The sequence below is a fragment of the Bradyrhizobium sp. genome (genome assembly GCF_049798375.1).
GTDB lineage: Bacteria > Pseudomonadota > Alphaproteobacteria > Rhizobiales > Xanthobacteraceae > Bradyrhizobium.
This window is the reverse complement of the sequence record NZ_JBARGP010000091.1, coordinates 1-17315: the sequence shown is the minus strand read 5'-3', so window position 1 is coordinate 17315 and position 17315 is coordinate 1. Positions and strand designations below refer to the sequence as shown.

At 64.6% G+C, this 17315-nt stretch carries 17 protein-coding genes and 1 pseudogene; 6 read left to right on the top strand and 12 right to left on the bottom strand.

Annotated features, from left to right (window positions below; genetic code table 11):
- The 3 genes and pseudogenes from WA702_RS04440 to WA702_RS04430 all read left to right on the top strand — a co-directional run.
- A pseudogene (locus WA702_RS04440) lies at positions 1-235 on the top strand (hypothetical protein); the annotation flags it as partial.
- A 159-nt stretch (positions 236-394) separates the two neighbouring features.
- Positions 395-1180 (top strand): sulfite exporter TauE/SafE family protein, encoded by a 786-nt coding sequence (locus WA702_RS04435; protein WP_425109322.1) that lies wholly within the window; start codon positions 395-397, stop codon positions 1178-1180.
- A 27-nt stretch (positions 1181-1207) separates the two neighbouring features.
- Positions 1208-1879, top strand: coding sequence for a DsbA family protein (locus WA702_RS04430; RefSeq protein ID WP_425109321.1), 672 nt, complete (start codon positions 1208-1210; stop codon positions 1877-1879).
- 102 nt (positions 1880-1981) lie between these two features.
- Here the strand turns inward: WA702_RS04430 and WA702_RS04425 are convergent, their stop codons facing one another.
- From WA702_RS04425 to WA702_RS04400, 6 genes are all read right to left on the bottom strand, one after another.
- Positions 1982-2188, bottom strand: coding sequence for a hypothetical protein (locus WA702_RS04425; protein ID WP_425109320.1), 207 nt, complete (start codon positions 2186-2188; stop codon positions 1982-1984).
- Positions 2189-2274: 86 nt separating this feature from the next.
- On the bottom strand, positions 2275-3069 hold the full coding sequence (locus tag WA702_RS04420; protein WP_425109319.1) for a hypothetical protein: 795 nt from the start codon (positions 3067-3069) through the stop codon (positions 2275-2277).
- Between the two features lie 8 nt (positions 3070-3077).
- Positions 3078-4442, bottom strand: a complete 1365-nt coding sequence (locus tag WA702_RS04415; protein WP_425109318.1) for a hypothetical protein — start codon at positions 4440-4442, stop codon at positions 3078-3080.
- A gap of 207 nt (positions 4443-4649) precedes the next feature.
- Positions 4650-5720, bottom strand: coding sequence for a phospholipase (locus tag WA702_RS04410; RefSeq protein ID WP_425109317.1), 1071 nt, complete (start codon positions 5718-5720; stop codon positions 4650-4652).
- 57 nt (positions 5721-5777) lie between these two features.
- Positions 5778-6749, bottom strand: a complete 972-nt coding sequence (locus tag WA702_RS04405; RefSeq protein ID WP_425109316.1) for a S1C family serine protease — start codon at positions 6747-6749, stop codon at positions 5778-5780.
- 617 nt (positions 6750-7366) lie between these two features.
- Positions 7367-8884 carry an AMP-binding protein gene (locus tag WA702_RS04400; RefSeq protein ID WP_425109315.1) on the bottom strand — a complete coding sequence of 506 codons (1518 nt, stop codon included), beginning with the start codon at positions 8882-8884 and terminating at the stop codon, positions 7367-7369.
- A 248-nt stretch (positions 8885-9132) separates the two neighbouring features.
- Here WA702_RS04400 and WA702_RS04395 point away from each other — a divergent pair, with 248 nt between their 5' ends.
- A complete protein-coding gene (locus tag WA702_RS04395; protein ID WP_425109314.1) occupies positions 9133-9558 on the top strand; it encodes a hypothetical protein in 426 nt (141 codons plus the stop codon).
- Here WA702_RS04395 and WA702_RS04390 read toward each other — a convergent pair.
- A complete protein-coding gene (locus WA702_RS04390; RefSeq protein WP_425109313.1) occupies positions 9524-9694 on the bottom strand; it encodes a Flp family type IVb pilin in 171 nt (56 codons plus the stop codon). The two genes, WA702_RS04395 and WA702_RS04390, sit on opposite strands and share 35 nt — an antisense overlap.
- Before the next feature lie 118 nt (positions 9695-9812).
- Positions 9813-11363 carry a winged helix-turn-helix domain-containing tetratricopeptide repeat protein gene (locus tag WA702_RS04385; protein WP_425109312.1) on the bottom strand — a complete coding sequence of 517 codons (1551 nt, stop codon included), beginning with the start codon at positions 11361-11363 and terminating at the stop codon, positions 9813-9815.
- Between the two features lie 165 nt (positions 11364-11528).
- Here WA702_RS04385 and WA702_RS04380 point away from each other — a divergent pair, with 165 nt between their 5' ends.
- On the top strand, positions 11529-12578 hold the full coding sequence (locus tag WA702_RS04380) for an alpha/beta fold hydrolase (RefSeq protein WP_425109311.1): 1050 nt from the start codon (positions 11529-11531) through the stop codon (positions 12576-12578).
- 152 nt (positions 12579-12730) lie between these two features.
- Here WA702_RS04380 and WA702_RS04375 read toward each other — a convergent pair whose 3' ends face one another.
- Together WA702_RS04375 and WA702_RS04370 are read right to left on the bottom strand one after the other, a co-directional pair.
- Positions 12731-13219, bottom strand: a complete 489-nt coding sequence (locus tag WA702_RS04375; RefSeq protein WP_425109310.1) for an ester cyclase — start codon at positions 13217-13219, stop codon at positions 12731-12733.
- Positions 13216-13776 (bottom strand): GNAT family N-acetyltransferase, encoded by a 561-nt coding sequence (locus WA702_RS04370; RefSeq protein ID WP_425109309.1) that lies wholly within the window; start codon positions 13774-13776, stop codon positions 13216-13218. The genes WA702_RS04375 and WA702_RS04370 overlap by 4 nt, the downstream gene beginning before the upstream one ends.
- A 173-nt stretch (positions 13777-13949) precedes the next feature.
- On the opposite strand from WA702_RS04370, the gene WA702_RS04365 reads away from it, so the two are divergent.
- Positions 13950-14411, top strand: a complete 462-nt coding sequence (locus WA702_RS04365) for a hypothetical protein (RefSeq protein WP_425109308.1) — start codon at positions 13950-13952, stop codon at positions 14409-14411.
- A gap of 63 nt (positions 14412-14474) precedes the next feature.
- Here the strand turns inward: WA702_RS04365 and WA702_RS04360 are convergent, their stop codons facing one another.
- Positions 14475-15731 carry an Hsp70 family protein gene (locus tag WA702_RS04360; RefSeq protein ID WP_425109307.1) on the bottom strand — a complete coding sequence of 419 codons (1257 nt, stop codon included), beginning with the start codon at positions 15729-15731 and terminating at the stop codon, positions 14475-14477.
- Between the two features lie 155 nt (positions 15732-15886).
- A partial coding sequence (locus WA702_RS04355) for a multicopper oxidase family protein (RefSeq protein WP_425109306.1) occupies positions 15887-17315 on the bottom strand: 1429 nt, incomplete at its 5' end.

Below are 17315 nucleotides of genomic sequence, written 5' to 3'. Positions count from 1 at the left end.
GGCCAAGGAAGCTGCGCCGGCTGCTATGCCCGCCGCTCCGTCAGGACCGGCCATCTTCCCGAACGCGGTCGATCCGAAATACGCCAAGGAGACCGCCGGCAAGGCGCGCATGCACACCTGCGTCGACCAGTACAACGCCAACAAGGCGAGCAACGGCAATGGCGGCCTGAAGTGGATCCAGAAGGGCGGCGGCTACTACAGCGAATGCACCAAGAAGCTGAAGGGCGCCGCCTGAGGCAGATCTTCGACCTGAGGGCCGGATCGTGCGCGATCCGGCCTCAAGATGTGGAACGTCGCCTGCGCGTTGCCATCCCGCGCTGTCGCCGATTGACAAGGAGGCCGTCCGAAGCCAGTTCAGGCTGATCGGATTCGACCTTCAGGATGACGGCAACTGATGATTTCCGCGGTTCAGGGCGTGTTGGGTCTGATATCGGGCGCCAGCGTCGGCTTCTCGCTCGGCCTGGTCGGCGGCGGCGGCTCGGTGCTGGCGGTCCCGCTGATGGTCTATGTGGTCGGCGTGCCGGAGCCGCATATCGCGATCGGCTCGAGCGCGATCGCGGTGGCGACCAATGCCGCGGTCAATCTGTTCAACCACGCCCGCGGCCGCACCGTGATCTGGCCTGTCGCAGTGGCGTTCGCCGCCGCAGGAATCATCGGCGCCTTCTGCGGCTCGCTGCTCGGCAAGATGCTGGACGGCCAGAAGCTGCTGGCGCTGTTCGCGCTGGTGATGCTGATGATCGCGATGCTGATGCTGAAGACGCGGGCGCGGGTCGGCGTCCCCGACGTCAAGATGAGTCGGGACAATTTGCCGGCCATCGTCGGCCTCGGGCTGGCCGCCGGGACCTTGTCCGGCTTTTTCGGCATCGGCGGCGGCTTCCTGATCGTGCCCGCACTGATGCTGGCGACGGGCATGCCGATCATGAATGCGGTGAGCTCGTCGCTGGTGGCGGTGACCGCATTCGGCTTGACCACGGCGGCGAGCTACGCCTGGTCGGGGCTCATCGCCTGGGATCTCGCCGGCCTGTTCATTGCCGGCGGTATCGCCGGCGGGCTTGTCGGCACCAGCCTGGCGCGGCACCTGGCGGTACGGCGCGGCGCGCTCAATGTGGTTTTCGCCAGTGTCATTGTCGTGGTCGCGCTCTATATGCTGACGCGCAGCCTGCTGCACATCTGGACATGAGCGGCCTGCGGGGCCGGGACGGAGCACATGCGGAATCTCACCGATCGGATCTTTTCATCGCCAAGCCGCCGCGAGCTGCTGGCCGGGCTCGGCGTGGCTGCGGCAGGTGTCAGCCTGATGCTGCCGCGCGGCGCGCGGGCGGAAGAGACACCGTCCGGCGAGCCCGATGCAGCCTCGGTGCTGCGCGATCCAGACAGCGGCGTCGTCGGTAACCCGCAAGGCGACATCACGATCGTCGAGTGGTTCGACTACAATTGCCCGTATTGCCGCCGCCTGCAGCCGGAGCTGTCCCAGGTCGTGTATGACGATGGCAAGGTGCGCTGGATCTTGAAGGAGTGGCCGATCCTCGGGCCGGTTTCCGTGGTCGCGTCGCGGATGGCGATCGCCTGCAAATATCAGGACAAATACGTCCAGGCGCATGATGCGCTGATCGGCACCAATTCGAAGCTGACCGAGCCGCGCATCGACGAACTGCTAGCCGCTGGGGGAATCGACGTCGATCGCGCGCGACGGGACCGCGACGCCAATGCGGCGGCGATCGACGGCCTGCTGTCGCGCAACGACGCGCAGGCCCGCGGCTTGAATTTCAACGGCACACCGTCATTCATCGTCGGCAAGTTCAGGGTGCCGGGCGTGCTGACCATGGCGCAGTTCGAGCAGGTGATCTCGGACGCGCGCAAGGTGAAAGCGGCGCAGTGAGTTCGGCACGGCCCTACAAAATAGGTAGCAGCAAAGAAAAAGGCGCCATCGCACTCCGCGACGGCGCCTGACCTGATCGTCTTGCGCTGAATGCCTGCGCAATTACCTCGCCGAGATCCGCACCCAGTCGTCATGGGCGCGTTCCTTCAGCAACTGCCATTTCGTGTCCGCAACGTCCCAGTTCACGATCGTGCGATGGCTCGCCGCCGTCTGGCCATTGGCGACCTCGGACGTCTGCATGGAATCATAGATGTAGACGCCAAAGCCCAACAGCAGCGCGCCCAGGATCATCCCGACGAATGTCTGCATGACGAAATCCCTCCAGTGACGGCCGACAACGCCAGCGCGGAACGATGGTTCCGGGTCAGCCCGGGCCGAGCCTGCGAGGTCATCAACTAAGTGCGCGGTTTTTCGGGAGGCGATTCCGGCGGTGCCGTGACAAGATTGAGAGCTTTCAGCTCATCCGGCTTGAAGATGAACAGCCGGTTATGTGGCGTTTCCATTGCGCGCAGCCAGACCTGCAGGTTCACGCCCATTTCGAGGAGATAGCGCTGGCATCGCGCCGAGACGTTCTGCGCCAGGCTCATCTCGTCCCGTGACGGCTCAGCGGCTGCCGACTTCAGTGCCGCAACCTGATGCACGCCGATGACGGCGCGCGCCCCCACGCGCCGCTCGACACCGCCGGCAAACACCAGCGGACAGGACGACGCGCAATATGTCCCCGGTCCGATTTCGGTGGCGAATTTTCGCGCGCGGATCAGCCGGCCCATCGCGAGCGCGTCGTTGACGGAGCCGCCCGGCGAATTGAGCACCACCGTCTTGATATACTCGCCATGCTTTTCAACCTCGGCCGCGAAGGCCTGGGCGCTGCCCGCCGTGATGGTGCCGGTCGCCATCAGGAGTCCGCCGCCGCGCAGTTCGAAGCTGATCGGCTCGGCCTGCACATGATCGGGCTGCGGCAATGTCACCAAGCGTTCGGGGACCGCGGGAATCTCCGACGCAGGCGTGTTCTGCCTGGATTCCGGCGCCAGCGGGGATACGCCGGTCATATCGTGCCAACCGTTGATCCGTGTCACGTCGAGGGCGAGGACGATGACGGCAGCCGCGAGGATGCCGCGGAACGTCCAGCGCAGCACGACTTCATCGGCACGATCGGCAAGCCAGGCATGGAGTTGGTCAGCGGTGGACATGATGAGCGCTACTTGCCCAGCCGCGCGGAAGACAGCGACTTGACGTTCTCCTCGGCTACGGCAGGAGGCGGAAGCGGCTCCTCGGCGACAGGGGCTCGCGCAGGCGCGCCCTGCGCGTAGACCGGAACCGAAGCTGCGTCCGCAGCGCGCCGGGCCTCCTCGACTTCGCGGGCGACCTGCATCGCCGTGACGAGGTCGCCCGCGGTGAGGTTGGATGCGCTCACCGCCGGTAGTCCTTCGCGGCGGATCGCGGCATGCACGACGCAGAGGATCAGCACCAGCACCGCCGGCATCAGGTCGATCGAAATGGCGCCGGCCCAACTCGGGATGAAATCGCCCGCATAGCGCAACACCGCCTCGGCCGGCGACAGCGTCTGGTAGCGCGCCGGCTCGACCCGCGGCATGGCCAGGATCTTGTCGGCCGCGTCGGCGAGCGAAGCGGCCTGCGTCGCGATCGAGTTCTCGACCTTGCCGACCACGGCGGTCTGCCGGTCGGCAAGATCGCCGGTGCGGCCGCCGGCGGCGGGCGCGATGAAGCCCGAGGCCAGCGAGTTGGCGGCACGCTTGACGGCGGGCGCGACCGAGGTCTGCTGCAGATTAGCGATCACGCCCATCAAGGTCAGCGATTCCGTCGCGAACGCATCGCTGCGACTGGCGATAGGGCCACGATCGGAGATCAGCTCGCGCATCCGTGCGAGGCTCCTGGTGCCCTGGTCGTAGAGGCCGGAGACGCGCTTGGCCGAATCCTGCACCTGCTGGCCGAGACCGTCGAGCTGGCTGGACATCTGGGTCAGGAGTTGCACCACCGTGCCGGAGCCGGAGGTGCCGGTCAGCGAGCCGGCGCGCTCCGCTTCCGCCAGCTTCGCGAAGCGTGAGGATGCGAGTTGAATGTCGGGCAGCAGACCCTGCGCTGCGATAGCATTGGTGTTGGCGGCATCGAGATCGTGCGTGTAGTTCTGCACGGTGATCGCCAGATGCTGCTGAATCGCTGCCGCGCCAGCCAGCGCCGACGCATTGAGCCAGGACGACATGGCCACGATCATCAGCGAGCCCAGCAGCATGCAGCCTGCCATCAGGCTGCGGCCGGTCGCATGCGTGACGTGGGGCATGAACTGCATCATGAACACCCAGAACGAGTAGATGCCGACCGAGACCGCAACCGAGTAGATCACGGCGGCGAACAGCACGGTGGTGGGGCTGCCGTTCAGCAGTTCGCGAACGCCGAGATAGGTATAGACGCCGGCTGCGAGTGCGAGGATCGCGGTGGTGAGCTTGAGCGTGACCTCGAGCCGTTGGACGCCGTTGGCGAGCAGGACTGATGTCGGAGAGCGGGCCAGCGAGAGCTGGGAGACGGGCGCGGAGGACGCGGACATGAACGATCCTTTGGCGGTGCATCACCGCCTCGAGCAGCGCCCCCGCTGTGGTCTACTGTCGAGCAATGCGGAAAAAATCCGACGAGATTATGTCCGGCCGCATTGCTGCCTGTTTCTGCCGCATTCAAATCGCGCTCGGCGGATCGCGACGGACGACCGCACAAGGTTCACACCTCGCCAAGCCTCAACGCTTTGCAGCCTGCGCGGCTACGCGCCGTTCAGCCAACGCAGCAGCTCCGGATTGATCTCGCGCGGATAGGTGTGGCTGAGATCATCGATCTCGCCATAGGCGACGTTGGCGCCGGCCTTGGTCAGCAGCGCGCGCGCGTGCCGTGCGACTTCGATTGGAAACATCCAGTCGCGGGCGCCATGGACGATGTGGATCGGCAGGCCGCGCAGCCGTTCGGCGTCAGCAACCTCCGCCATCAGCGGATGGAAGGTGGCGGCGATCGGCGCCAGATGCGTGAAGGGCGAGTTGTGCTCCAGCCCGCTGACATAGCAGAAGGTGCCGCCGTCGCTGAGCCCGGTCAGCAGCATGCGTGTCGGATCGATGTTGTAGCGCGCGCGGACAAGATCGAGAATGCGCACCAGGTTCGGGGTATCAGCATCCTCGCCCATCAATGCCCAGGTCGGTCCGATCGCGGTTGGTGTCACCAGGATCGCGCCAAAGCTCCTGGCGTCGCGCAGCCAGCTCCACAGGAAGCTGCGGCCGTTACCGCTGCCGCCGTGCAAGGCGACCACCAGCGGCCAGGCGAGATCGGGCGCGTAGTATTCGGGCACGTAGAGCGAGAAGCCGCCGCGGTTACCGAGCTCGTTTTTGTCGTGGAAGACGCCGGTATGGCCGCCGGCAGAAGCTGCGAGCCGCGCCTTGAACGCGGCATCATCCTGCAGCGATGCATCGAGAAAATAGTCGCTCACCGGAGGCAGCGTCGCGGCGAGCGGATAGAGCGCCTCCATGGCGCGCGGCAAATAGCGCAACGCACGGAACGCCGCCATGAGATCGCCTTCGCCATTGCGAACGGCGCGCAAGCCCGCGCAGGCGGCGAGCGCTGCTTCGCTGGCTGTATCCAGCGCAGTGCGAACCTCGCCGAAGCCTTCGGGCCATGCGGTCAGGCGCGCGCGCGCCGCCTGCAGCATCTCGTCCGGTGCGCCGGCCGCATCCACCACATCCGCAAACTCCGGAGGATCCAGATGACGGACGATGAAGGACAGCGCATGCAGCGTCTGCAGCAGCGGCGGCAGCACGGCCACGATGTCGTCCACCACAGCCTCGCTCATTGCCGGACCCCTGAACTCATGCAGCCTTGCCAATGGAGCCTTGCTAACGAAGTCCTGCTAATGGAGCCTTGGACCCTTCAACAGCTTGGTGCGATCGGTCGAGGCCAACGTCACGTCGAATGTGACACCTTCATGATGCACCGTCAGCGGCACATCGACTCCCGCCGGGCCCAGCGCCCAGAGCTTGCGGTAAAAATCAGTCTGTCCGGTCACCTTGTCGCCGTTGACGCCGAGGATCACGTCACCAGCCTTCAGCTCGGCGCGCGCGGCAGGGCCGTTGTTGGAGACGCCGATGACGACGACGCGGTCGTCGATCTCGGTCGAATACATGCCGAGCCAGGGCCGCGCGGGCTTGTTGACGCGGCCGAACTTGCGCAGATCGTCGATCACGGGCTTCAAGAGATCGATCGGCACGATCATGTTGACGTGCTCGCTCTTGTCGTCGCGCTCGCGTTCGAGCTGCAGCGATCCGATGCCGATCAGCTCGCCCTTCGCCGAGATCATGGCGGTGCCGCCCCAGTTCGGATGGGCCGGATGGGTGAAGATGGCCTCGTCCAGCAGATATTCCCAGTAGCCGGCGAACTCCTGCTTGGCGATGATCTCGCTGGCCACGGAGCGGGAGCGTCCGCCGGCGCCGCCGACCACGACCTGATCACCGAGCTCGGTCGTCGACGAGGAACCGAGCGGCAGCGGTTCGATATCGAGCGAGCCGAGCACCTGCACGAGCCCCAGGCCGGAAGCGAAGTCGAAGCCGAGCACATGGCCTTCGACGACGCGGCCATCATTGAGATGCAGCCACACGCTCTCGGCCTCTGTAATCAGGTAGCCGATGGTCAAAACCAGCCCATCATCGATCACGACGCCATTGCCGGCGCGCTCGGTGCCCAAGGTTTCGGCACTGAACGCATCGGGCGGGATGATGGCGTGCAAGCCGACGACGGCCGACAGCGCGCGATCGAGATCGAAACTGTAGTCATTGGGACGCGGCTGGAATGCGGATGGCACTTTCCATTCGGTCAAAGAGGGCATCGTAGCTCTCCGCTCTCTACTCGGCGCAGCTCGTGCGCCTCTTTGCTATTCCATTCAGCGGCGGCCGCCGGTGTCTCGAAACCCTGGCCGCCTCGTGAGGCGACCAATCCAGGCCAGATTAACACTATCGTGCGCCGCCACACCAGTTCCGCCCCTCGCGCGAATTTTCTCCGGCATCAACCATGGCAGCGACACGAAACGCATGCTGACCCACAGCCAACGTAGTCACCGGGTGTGTTCGCCGAGGTGCATGTCGCTCAGTCGTCGCCAGCATGTTCGACCGCATGTCCGATGGTCAGGAAACGAAGGGGATCGCGACCAGCGCCAGCACAGAGTGTCGACGCTGACGCGGCGCGCGCCGGGGAGGACCCGCAGCCTGAATATAGGGAGCCGATCGCGGGCTGCCAGATTCGCATGGTCGGTCGGAACTGGAATGCGGTCGACGCCGGCGATTTCGCGCGACAGCAGACCGGCGTGCCGGCCGTGCTCTCAGAGGCCGTCATGCGAGAGCCGCATTCTTTCTCCGCAGCGTGCCGGTAGGGCATGCTGTGGAGATTGTCCCATGACGAGGTGAGCCGCTCTCATGATGTGCCGAGATCAGCAGGGCTTTCGAGGTTTCATTCCGCGGTGGCCTTGGCGCGCGCCGGCATGATGCGGAAGTCGCGCCCCTCCTTCAGCCAGCCGGCGCGCTCGTCGCGCAGCAGCGTGCGGCGGACCTTGCCGGAATCGTCCCGCAGCATCATGTCGAGCGCTTCATAGCTTTCCGGGTGCTTGTAGCGGCTGAGGCGATCGCCGAGGAAGCCGGCCATGCCGTCGACGACGGCTTGCGCATCCTTCGCAGCATCGATCTCGAGAATTGCATGCACACGCTGGCCCAATTCCGGATCGGGCAGGCCGACCACGACGCAGGAGCGCACGTCCGGATGAGCCATCAGCGCGGCCTCGACCTCGGCAGGATAGATGTTGGCGCCGCCGCGCAGCACCATGTCGGCGAGACGGTCGCCGAGATAAAGATAGCCGTCGGAATCGAGCCGGCCGATATCGCCAAGCGATTCCCAGCCGTCGGTGCGTCGCTTCGGTTCGGCGCCGAGGTAATGGTAGGTGCAGCCGGCGCCGTCATTCGGCAGGAAGTAGATCTCGCCGCTTTCGCCGGGCGCAACGTCCTTGCCGTCGGCACTGAGAATGCGGAGTTTGCAGGATTCGTCGATCTTGCCGACCGATCCCTTGTGCGCGAGCCATTCGGTGCCGGAGATCACCGTCCGGCCCTGACGCTCGGTGCCGCCATAGAGTTCGTAGATGCGTTCCGGTCCGAGCCACGCGATCCATTTTTCCTTGAGCCACGGTGGCATTGGCGCCGCCATATGGAAGACGGTCTCGAGGCTGGAGAGATCGTAGCTGTTTCGCACCTCGACGGGCAGCGACCAGATCCGGTGCATCATGGTCGGCACGAAATTGACCCATTGCACGCGCTCGGCTTCGATCAGCCGCAACGTTTCCTGCGCGTCGAATTTCACCAGCCCCGTGACGCGGCCCCCGGCGAACAGCGCGAAATGCGACACGATGAACGGCGCGTTGTGATAGAGCGGCCCGGGATTGAGCAGCGATGCCCCGATCGGCATGTTAAGCGGCGGCGCGGCGGTGGTGTCGGTCACCGCCGGCTGATGATCGAGGATCACCTTGGGCCGGCCGGTCGAGCCGCCTGATGTCATCGCCTTCCAGTAGCGCGCGACGGGGGCGTCGAGTGGCGCATCCGAAAAGCCGTCGGGTACGAAGTTGGCCGGCAGCGCGTTCGGCGCATTCCAATCGGCCTCGCCGCCGACGACGAGCGATGGCTTGAGGATGTCGAGCACCGCGGACGCCTCGCCGCGCGGCAGCCGCCATGACAGCGAGGTCGGCGTCGCGCCGCATTTCCACACCGCGAAACTGGTCTCGAAGAAGGCATTGCCGTTGGGCAGGCCGATGGCGACGAAGTCACCGGGCTTGACGCCTTTGGCGGCGAAGGCACGCGCGCGTGCATTGGCGCTGCGTTCGAGCTGCTCCCAGCTCAGCGCATCAGCGCCGTGCCGGACTGCGACCGTGTCTTTCGGCTTGCGCTCCGCATACCAGCGCGGCACGTCCGCCATCGGAATCAGCATTCCATCTCCTCCACATCATCAGGCGTCTTGGCGCGCCGCGCGGATAAGTCGCCCGCATTCGGGAAACGTTGTGCCGTATCTTCGCCGACCCGTCCATATGCGGTGCCGGAGCGGCAGCCCGCCACGAACGGCAGAACGACCGAGAACCATAGGAACGGCTCTCGTGTGTCGCGCATCTTCGCACCGGGCATGTGATCTGTGGCCGGAGTTCCCTTCAGGCTTCATCCCGTGCCGAACAGGTGGCGACAATGGCGACTGTGGAAACCTCCAATCCCAACGTGGCGTCCACTTCCGGAACAATCGCCCGGCTGCAGCGGCTCCATGCTGCGGTGCGATTCGCGCTGCCGCAACGAGACGCGATTCTGCTGATCGTCGCGCTGGTGCTGGCCGTGGCCGCCCTGAATGCGTTCGAGCCGCTGATCCTGAAGAGCGTGTTCGACCAACTCACTGGTCCCGAGCACGCGACGGCCATTGGTCGGGCACCGGCCGGAGCTCGAGTCGTTTCACGACCGCAAGGTGACGATCGCGCGCCGGGTCGATGGCGCCGTCATCACCGCAGATGTGCCGCTCGCACCGAGCTTTGCCGCACCCGTCGCGCGGCGCGCGGGGTGAAGAGAAGTCACGCGGCGGTGCTGACGGTCAGCCGGGGCCGAGCTCGCTTGTCAATGTCGTGAAGATGCCGGCCAGCGTTAGGCCGAGCTTGTTCAGAATTGCGATCAACGCGAGCGCAATGCCGGCCGCGATCAGGCCGTATTCGATCGCCGTGGCGCCGCTTTCGTCCTTCAGGAACCTGACGAGCAATGACTTCATGACATTTCCGCTGCGGTCCTGGACCGCAGGCGCTCCCCTTATTTACAGTCCGGGAAGCTATGGAGAAAAACCTAAGGTAGTATAAACCCGACTGCACACATTTGCGCAATCGTGTGACTCATTCCGGCACACCCGCGGTGCGTAAGGACTCGACATACGTCGCGGCCATCGATGCCATCGGAAATGGAATCCGCGACCGGAAGCTCGACACCGTCAATTCGGGTTCGATCGCCAACAGCTCCTGCCCAACCTGTGCGGCACGGGACAATGCGCCGGTCTGGACCAGCGCCACGATCAGGACACGCAGCGCCACCGCGAAGCGGCGGTTCTGCGCCAGTGCTTTGTCGGCCCAGAGCATCGCATCCTCGAAATTCGCATCGGCGACAGCGCAGATCGCCATCGCGCCGGCGGCGAACCAGCCGCGGGGATCGCGCGGGTTCAAGCGCTGCGCCCGCGTGATCAGCTCGCGACCATGGGCCTGGTTGCCGCTCATCGCCTCGATCCAGCCGGCGAGCACGAGCGCCATCGCCGAATTCGGGTTGATCGCGAGCGAACGCCGGAACAGCTCGCGCGCCGGCGCGATCTCGTCGGCCATGTTCCAGATCGCAAACGCAGCCATCCACAGCACCTGCGCATCAACAGGCGCAAGCTCGGTGGCACGCCAGGCAAGCGTCACGGCCCTGGTGCGATAATCGTCGTCAGGCGCCAGCCAGCCCTGGAAATGCCGGAGCGCATGGCAATAGGCCGCCGCCGCCATCGCCGGCGCATAGATCGGGTCGATCGCGAGCGCCTGTTCGAGGCAGCCGACCGCCGCTTTCAGACTTTCGGCGGTGAAGCTGTCGCGCAGGCTGGAGGCGCGCAGCAGCAACTCATAGGCATCGAGCGCATTCGGCGGCATCGCGCGCCGCCGCTCGGACTCGGCGAGCTCCAATGTCGGCTCGATCGCCGCCACCACGCGCTCGGTGATGTCGTCCTGCAAGGCGAACACTTCGCTGGCTTCGCCGTCGAACCGGTCGGCCCACAGATGTCCGCCGGTGGCGGCATCGATCAACTGGCCGGTGATGCGCAGCCGCGAGCCGGCGCGGCGCACGCTGCCTTCCAGCACATAGGCGACGCCGAGCTCGCGCCCGACCTCGCGGACATCGACCGGGCGGCCCTTGTAGGTGAAGGAGGAGTTGCGAGCGATCACGATGATGCCGCTGCAGCGGGATAACGCGGTGATGATGTCCTCGACCATGCCGTCGGCAAAATAGTCCTGCTCGGGATCGCCGCTCATATTGGTGAAGGGCAGCACCGCGATTGCAGGTCCAGATGCGGGCGGGACGAGGGGACGCGTCGCCGCGTTCCCGGTCGTGCCGCTGTCCTCGCGCACCTCACCAACGAATCGCAGGCCTTTGCGGGCGATGGTCCGGATCAGCCGCTGCTCCTCGCCGGTGTCGCCGATCGCAGCTCGCGCCGCGCTGATCCGGCTCGACAGCGTCGCGTCCGAGACGATGCGGCCGTGCCAGACCGCCTCCAGCACGTCGTCGCGGCTGACCACATGGTCGCGGTTGCGGATCAGGAATTCCAGCAGATCGAACACCTGCGGCTCCACCGCAACGGCGTCGCCGTCGCGGCGCAGCTCGCGGCGGTCCGGATCGAGGATAATGTCATTGAAAAGATAGAGCAAAAGCCTGTTCTGTCGGCTGGTCTTCGGAAGCCAAGCGCAACTGTATCATGGCTTGGGATAAGCCAAAATCAGAACCATCTGAAGCAAACCTCAAGGCCATCTCCAAGCGGACCCACCGGAGATGAGGCAAAAGCTGGCCATCAATCGTTATGGAGACCGACTGACATGTCCGACATCATCAACCCCGATCGCCGCCGCTTCATTGGCGCTGCCGCCGGCGGCATCGCTTTGGCGCAATTGGGCCTCGCGGGTCCAGCGCAGGCAGATAGCTTCAGGGGGAAGGCGACCGTGGCCGCGCTCAAAGCAGGTGAGCATACCTCGTTCGGCCCGCTCAAGCAGATCGACGCCGGACTGCTCAATGTCGGGTATGCCGAAACCGGCCCGGCCGATGGCCCTGTCGTGATCCTGCTGCACGGCTGGCCCTATGACATCTACAGCTATGCCGATGTGGCGCCGGCGCTGGCACAGGCCGGCTATCGCGTCATCATTCCGTATCTGCGCGGCTATGGCACCACGCGCTTCCTGTCGAAGGACACGGTGCGCAGCGGCCAGCCGGTGGCGGTCTCGGCCGACATCATCGCGCTGATGGACGCGCTCAAGATCGAGAAGGCGACGCTCGCCGGCTATGATTGGGGTGCGCGCACCGCCAACATCATCGCCGCACTTTGGCCGGAACGCTGCAAGGCGATGGTGTCGGTCTCGGGCTACCTGATCGGCAGCCAGGAAGCGGGCAAGATGCCGCTGCCGCCCAAGGCCGAGCTGCAATGGTGGTATCAGTTCTATTTCGCCACCGAGCGCGGCCGGGAGGGCTATGCGAAATATCGCCACGATTTCGCGAAGCTGATCTGGCAGATCGCCTCGCCGAAATGGGCGTTCGACGATGCCACCTTCGACCGCAGCGCGCAGGCTTTCGACAATCCCGACCACGTCGATATCGTCATCCATAACTATCGCTGGCGTATGGATCTCGCGAAAGGCGAGGCGAAATACGACGCCTTCGAGCAGAAGCTCGCGACCTTCCCCGTGATCACTGTGCCGACCATCACCATGGAAGGCGACGCCAACGGCGCGCCGCATCCGGAGCCTTCAGCCTACGCCAGGAAGTTCTCCGGCAAATACGAGCACCGCACCATCACCGGCGGCATCGGTCACAACCTGCCGCAGGAAGCGCCCCAAGCCTTCACCCAGGCCGTGATCGACGTCTCGGCCGGCTAACGGCGATCTTGCTCTCGTCTCTCACCACCTCATTGCGAGGAGCAACGCGACGAAGCATCCGGAGTCGCGCATGCGGTCCTGGATTGCTTCGCTTCGCTCGCAATGACGGCGAATGCGGCATACCCGACCACGGTCAAGGTCTTCGCGCCGTCTCAGCCCTTGATCTGGGCGAGCTGGCCGGCGATGTCGCCCATGCCCCAGTGCTCGGCGATCTTGCCGTTGGCAATGCGGAAGATGTCGCAGGAGGTGAAGCGCATGTGTTTTCCGGTCGGGGCCACGCCGAGCAGCATACCCTGTTGCGTGCCCTCATAGACGAAGCTGGCGGCGACCTTGTCGTCGCCGGATACGATCGTCTCGATCGTCACCTTCAGGTCGGGAAGTCCCTTGAGGCGCGCGGCGAAGAACCCGATGGTGGCCTGCTTGGCCGAGACGCCCGCTGTCGGTGGCGGCGCGGCGGCGCTGCGCTGGTGATTGACATAATCATCCGCGAACAGCGCCGCGAAGCCGTCGATGTCATGCTCCGACAAGGTCGCGGCAAACGCCTCGGCGAGCTGTCGCGGCGTTTTTGCGTCGGCCTTGGCTGCCAGCGGAGCCATGGCAACGGCGCCGAACAGGCCTGCCAGGATGTGTCTTCGGTTCATCGTGTCCTCGCTGATCGATTGCGTAGCCAATTCGCGCGCGTCACGATCCATTGCTCGGACCGCGATTCGCCATTGTGATGTGCGAGCTCGATGAAACCGATGAATTCAGCGGCCGTCTTCTGCTTGACCCGCCGTGAGGCGACGTTCGACGCCACGTTGCAGACGTAGAAACTATCGACGCCGAGCGTGACGAACGCGAATGTGTTTACCGCGTCGATGGCTTCGCTCATCAAGCCGCGATTCCAGTAGGGCTCGGCGAGCCAGAAGCCGCGGTTGCCCTTTGCGCTGCTGAGGTGGGGGCGGAAATGAATGTTGCCGATCGCCTCGCCATCACCGTAGCGCAGCACCAGCACCCATTGATAGATCTCCGCGCCGGCAGCGATCTGGTCGAGCTGCAGCCTGACGAAACTTTCCGCGCCATCGGCGGGGTAGGGCCAGGGGACGACGACCGCCAGGTACTTGACGATGTTCCAGTTGTCGAAATGGCGCTGGATCGCCGGCGCGTCAGACAGCGCCAGCGGCCGGAGCATCAGCCGTTCAGTGAAGAGGGTCGGCATTGCCGTCATCGGTCGGGCGCTCGTCCGTCAAAGCGAGAGGATGCAGATGCAGCAGGCGCGTCGGTCGCGCATGGCCTTTGCCGGAATCTTGTCAATCAAGCCGTTCATTTCAAGTGACATCTTCGGCAAGATCGACGTTATGCTTGCGGTGACGGGCAACGAGGATGGCTTCCATGTGGCAGCGGTTGAAGATGCTTTGGCAGATCTGGACCGTCGACCGGCCCGCCGAGCTTGGCGATTGGCTGTGGGATGTCCTCGTCGTGCAGTTCGCCGCCTGGCTCGACCGGCTCACGGTGCGGAAGGTGATCGCGTTGATCCGGGTCGTCATCATCCTCCTGGCCTACGGCCACGGCATTCCGATTCCACCGGAATTCATGCTGGTCGGTGATGTGCTGGCCTATCTTGACATCGTCTCCATCCTGCTGCTGGTCGGCATTCTGAGCCGCGTCTCCACGATCCTGTTCGTGGTGAAGCAGGCGATAGCTGGAGTCGTGCGGCTGACGATCGTTGTTAGCGGCGGTCTGCGCTGGCTTAACATCCGGCATCGGCGCGCGCGCCGCGGGACGCGTCAGGTCAGAGGCCGCGAGACGGACGATGACGGATGTCCTGATATTTGCGGTGTGGCCTGGGCCTGATCACCGGCGCGATAAGGCGCAAGGCGGGCTGAGGCAGCGCCGTCCGTCAGCCCCGATCTCTCCTCACGCGAACTTCCGTCGCGCATCGAGTGCGAGGCCGATACCGACGCTGCCGAGCAGGTCGGATTCCGCAATCGTTGCGTCCGGGAATAGCGACAGAATTCCACTCCGCAGTGCCGGCACCATGCTGGAGCCGCCGGTCAGGAAGATCGTGTTGATGTCGGAAGCTTGAATGCGCGCATCGTCGAGCAGGCGGCGCACGGTCGCGACGACGCGCTCGACGGAGTCGCCGATCGCTGCGTCGAATTGCTTGCGCGTGAAGCGGAACTTGGCCCAGTCGCCCTGATTGGCGAGCGCGGACGTGGTCTTCGACGCGGTGGTGAGCGCGATCTTGGCCTGCTCGACGCCAATCGCGATCGTGTGGCCCTGCCGGTCCTCGACGATCTTAATGAAGCGGTCGACCAGCTCGCGCTGCTCGGCCTCGTAGCGGATCTGGCGCAGCTCGCCCAGCACGTTCTTCTTGTAGAGCTGGTTGATGCGGTGCCAGGTGGCGAGCTCATGATAATACAGCGTCGGCAGATAGCGCTTGCGGTCCGCAGTAAAACTGCCGAAGCCGAGATGCGGCATCACGCATTTGAGGCTCAGCAGCCGGTCGAAATCGGTGCCGCCGATATGGATGCCGCCATTGGCCAGGATGTCGTCGCCGCGCTGGGCCTTGCCGCGCCGCTCCGGCGAGACGCGGACGATCGAAAAGTCCGAGGTGCCGCCGCCGATATCGACGATCAGCACCAGCTCCTCGCGGTTGACCTGCTGCTCGTAATCGAGCGCGGCGGCGATCGGCTCGTACTGGAAGGCGATCTGCTTAAAGCCCTGCTCGCGCGCGATGGCTTCCAATGACGCTTGAGCCTCGGCGTCGGCGGCATCGTCCTTGTCGACGAAGCGGACGGGCCGGCCGAGCACGACCTGCGAGATATCGCGGCCGAGATGGGTCTCGATTCGGCGCTTCAGATTGGCAAAATAGAAGCCGAGAATGGTCGAGAACGGCACCGCCTTCTGGCGGATATAGGTCTTCTCGTGGATCAGCGCGGTGCCGAGAATGCTCTTGAGCGCGCGCATGAAGCGGCCGTCATGACCTCTGAGGTAGAGGTCGATCGCGCTGCGGCCAAAGTGCACGCCATGGTCTTCGAAATCGAAGAACATCGCGCTCGGCAAGGTCAGGTGATCCTGCTCGAGCGACAGCAGGTGAGCTGTCGCATGGTCGCTGAGGCCGACGGTGGTGTTCGAGGTTCCGAAATCGATTCCGCAGAAGGCCGCCGCCATGCTCGTCTCTCAAGTCCATTCGAGCCGGCTCGCTTAGCGGTTCACGGGCGAGATGTCATCCGCGAAATTGTAATATGCAGTCGATCGCTTCGCGGCGCTGGGGCTGCCGCTTCGGAGTCATGCCCGTCTTGCATTCGGCGAGCCTGATGACAGGACTACCGATAGGTGATCAGCCCGGCAAAGCCTTCGTCCATGTGGTCCTGGTGATGACAATGGAAGAAGGTCGGCCCGGGATCGTCGGCGATGAAATCGATCTCCGCCGTCGAGTAGCGCGGCATGCTGATCGTGTCCTTGATGACGCCGGAGGTTGGCTTGTCGCCGACTTTCATGATCTCGAAGGAGTGACGGTGCAGATGCACCGGGTGTTCATCGCCGCTGTTGTTGTTCAGGAGCAGCCGGTAACGTCGGCCTTCGGTGACGGTGAACAGAGGGTTGGTATCCGGCCAGGACTTGCCATTGATGGTCCAGCGATTGTAGCCGCCGCGGCCGCCGGGAATCTTCTCGAATTTGAGGCCGATCGTCTCGTCGGGCTTGGCCGAGGCGGCGCCAGGACGGCCGAACAGGGTGTAGTCCCATGGCGCTTTCGCGGGCGCAGACCATGTCGGGGCACCGCCTCGATCGGCATATTCGACGACCACGCCCATGCCCATGTTGCGGTCATCGTCCTGCGTCGAGCCGAACACCCAGACTCCGGGATTGTTCATCTCCACGATCACGTCGGCCCGCTCGGCCACATCAAGTTTCAGCACGTCGACGGTCGCCGTGTTGGGGACCGGGTTGCCGTCCAGCGCCAGCACCTTGAATCGATGCCCCGAAAGCGCGAGCGAGATGCCCATATTGGCGCTCGCATTGAGTACGCGGAACAGCACGCGCTCGCCTTCGCGCACCCGGATCGGCTCGCCGTGACCGAGCATGCGGTCGCCAAGGGTTGCCGCGTGATACATGACCTCGAGGCCATTATCCGGCGGCGGTCCTTTCTTGAAGTCCTGCAGGCTGACCCAGTGCCCGTCCCAATGGTGCGCGGCGAGCAGTACCTCGCGATCATAGCTGCCGGGGTCTCCAGCTGCGGGCGTGACGATGAGAAAACCGAACTCGCCCGAATAGGTGCTCTTGTTGAGATCGGTCATCGCCATCGCGTGGCTGTGATACCAGCGCGTGCCGACGGGCTTGGGCACGTAGGAATAGGTCAGCGACTCCCCCGGCGCGATGATGGGCGAGCCTTCTTCCGTCGCTCCATCCTGATCGGAGGGGATCATCAGCCCGTGCGAGTGGATCAGGTTGGGGTAGCCCGAATCATTGGTGACTTGGATCCGGACCGGCTTGCCTTCCTTCAGGCGCAGCGCGGGGCCGGGAACGGTTCCATTATAGGCCGTGGTCCTGATGATCTTCCCCGGCGCGATCTCGATTGCAGTCGGGGCGATCCTGATTTTGTGATCAGCCGCGTCGTCTGCTGCATTTTGTGCATGAGCGGGCGGCATGGCCCTGAGCGCCAGAAGCGAAGCGGCGCCGGCTTGCGCGCCGCGCAGCAATGTTCTGCGGCTCAGCAGCGGCAGCGTCGAAACACGTTCTCCGTCCGGATCATGC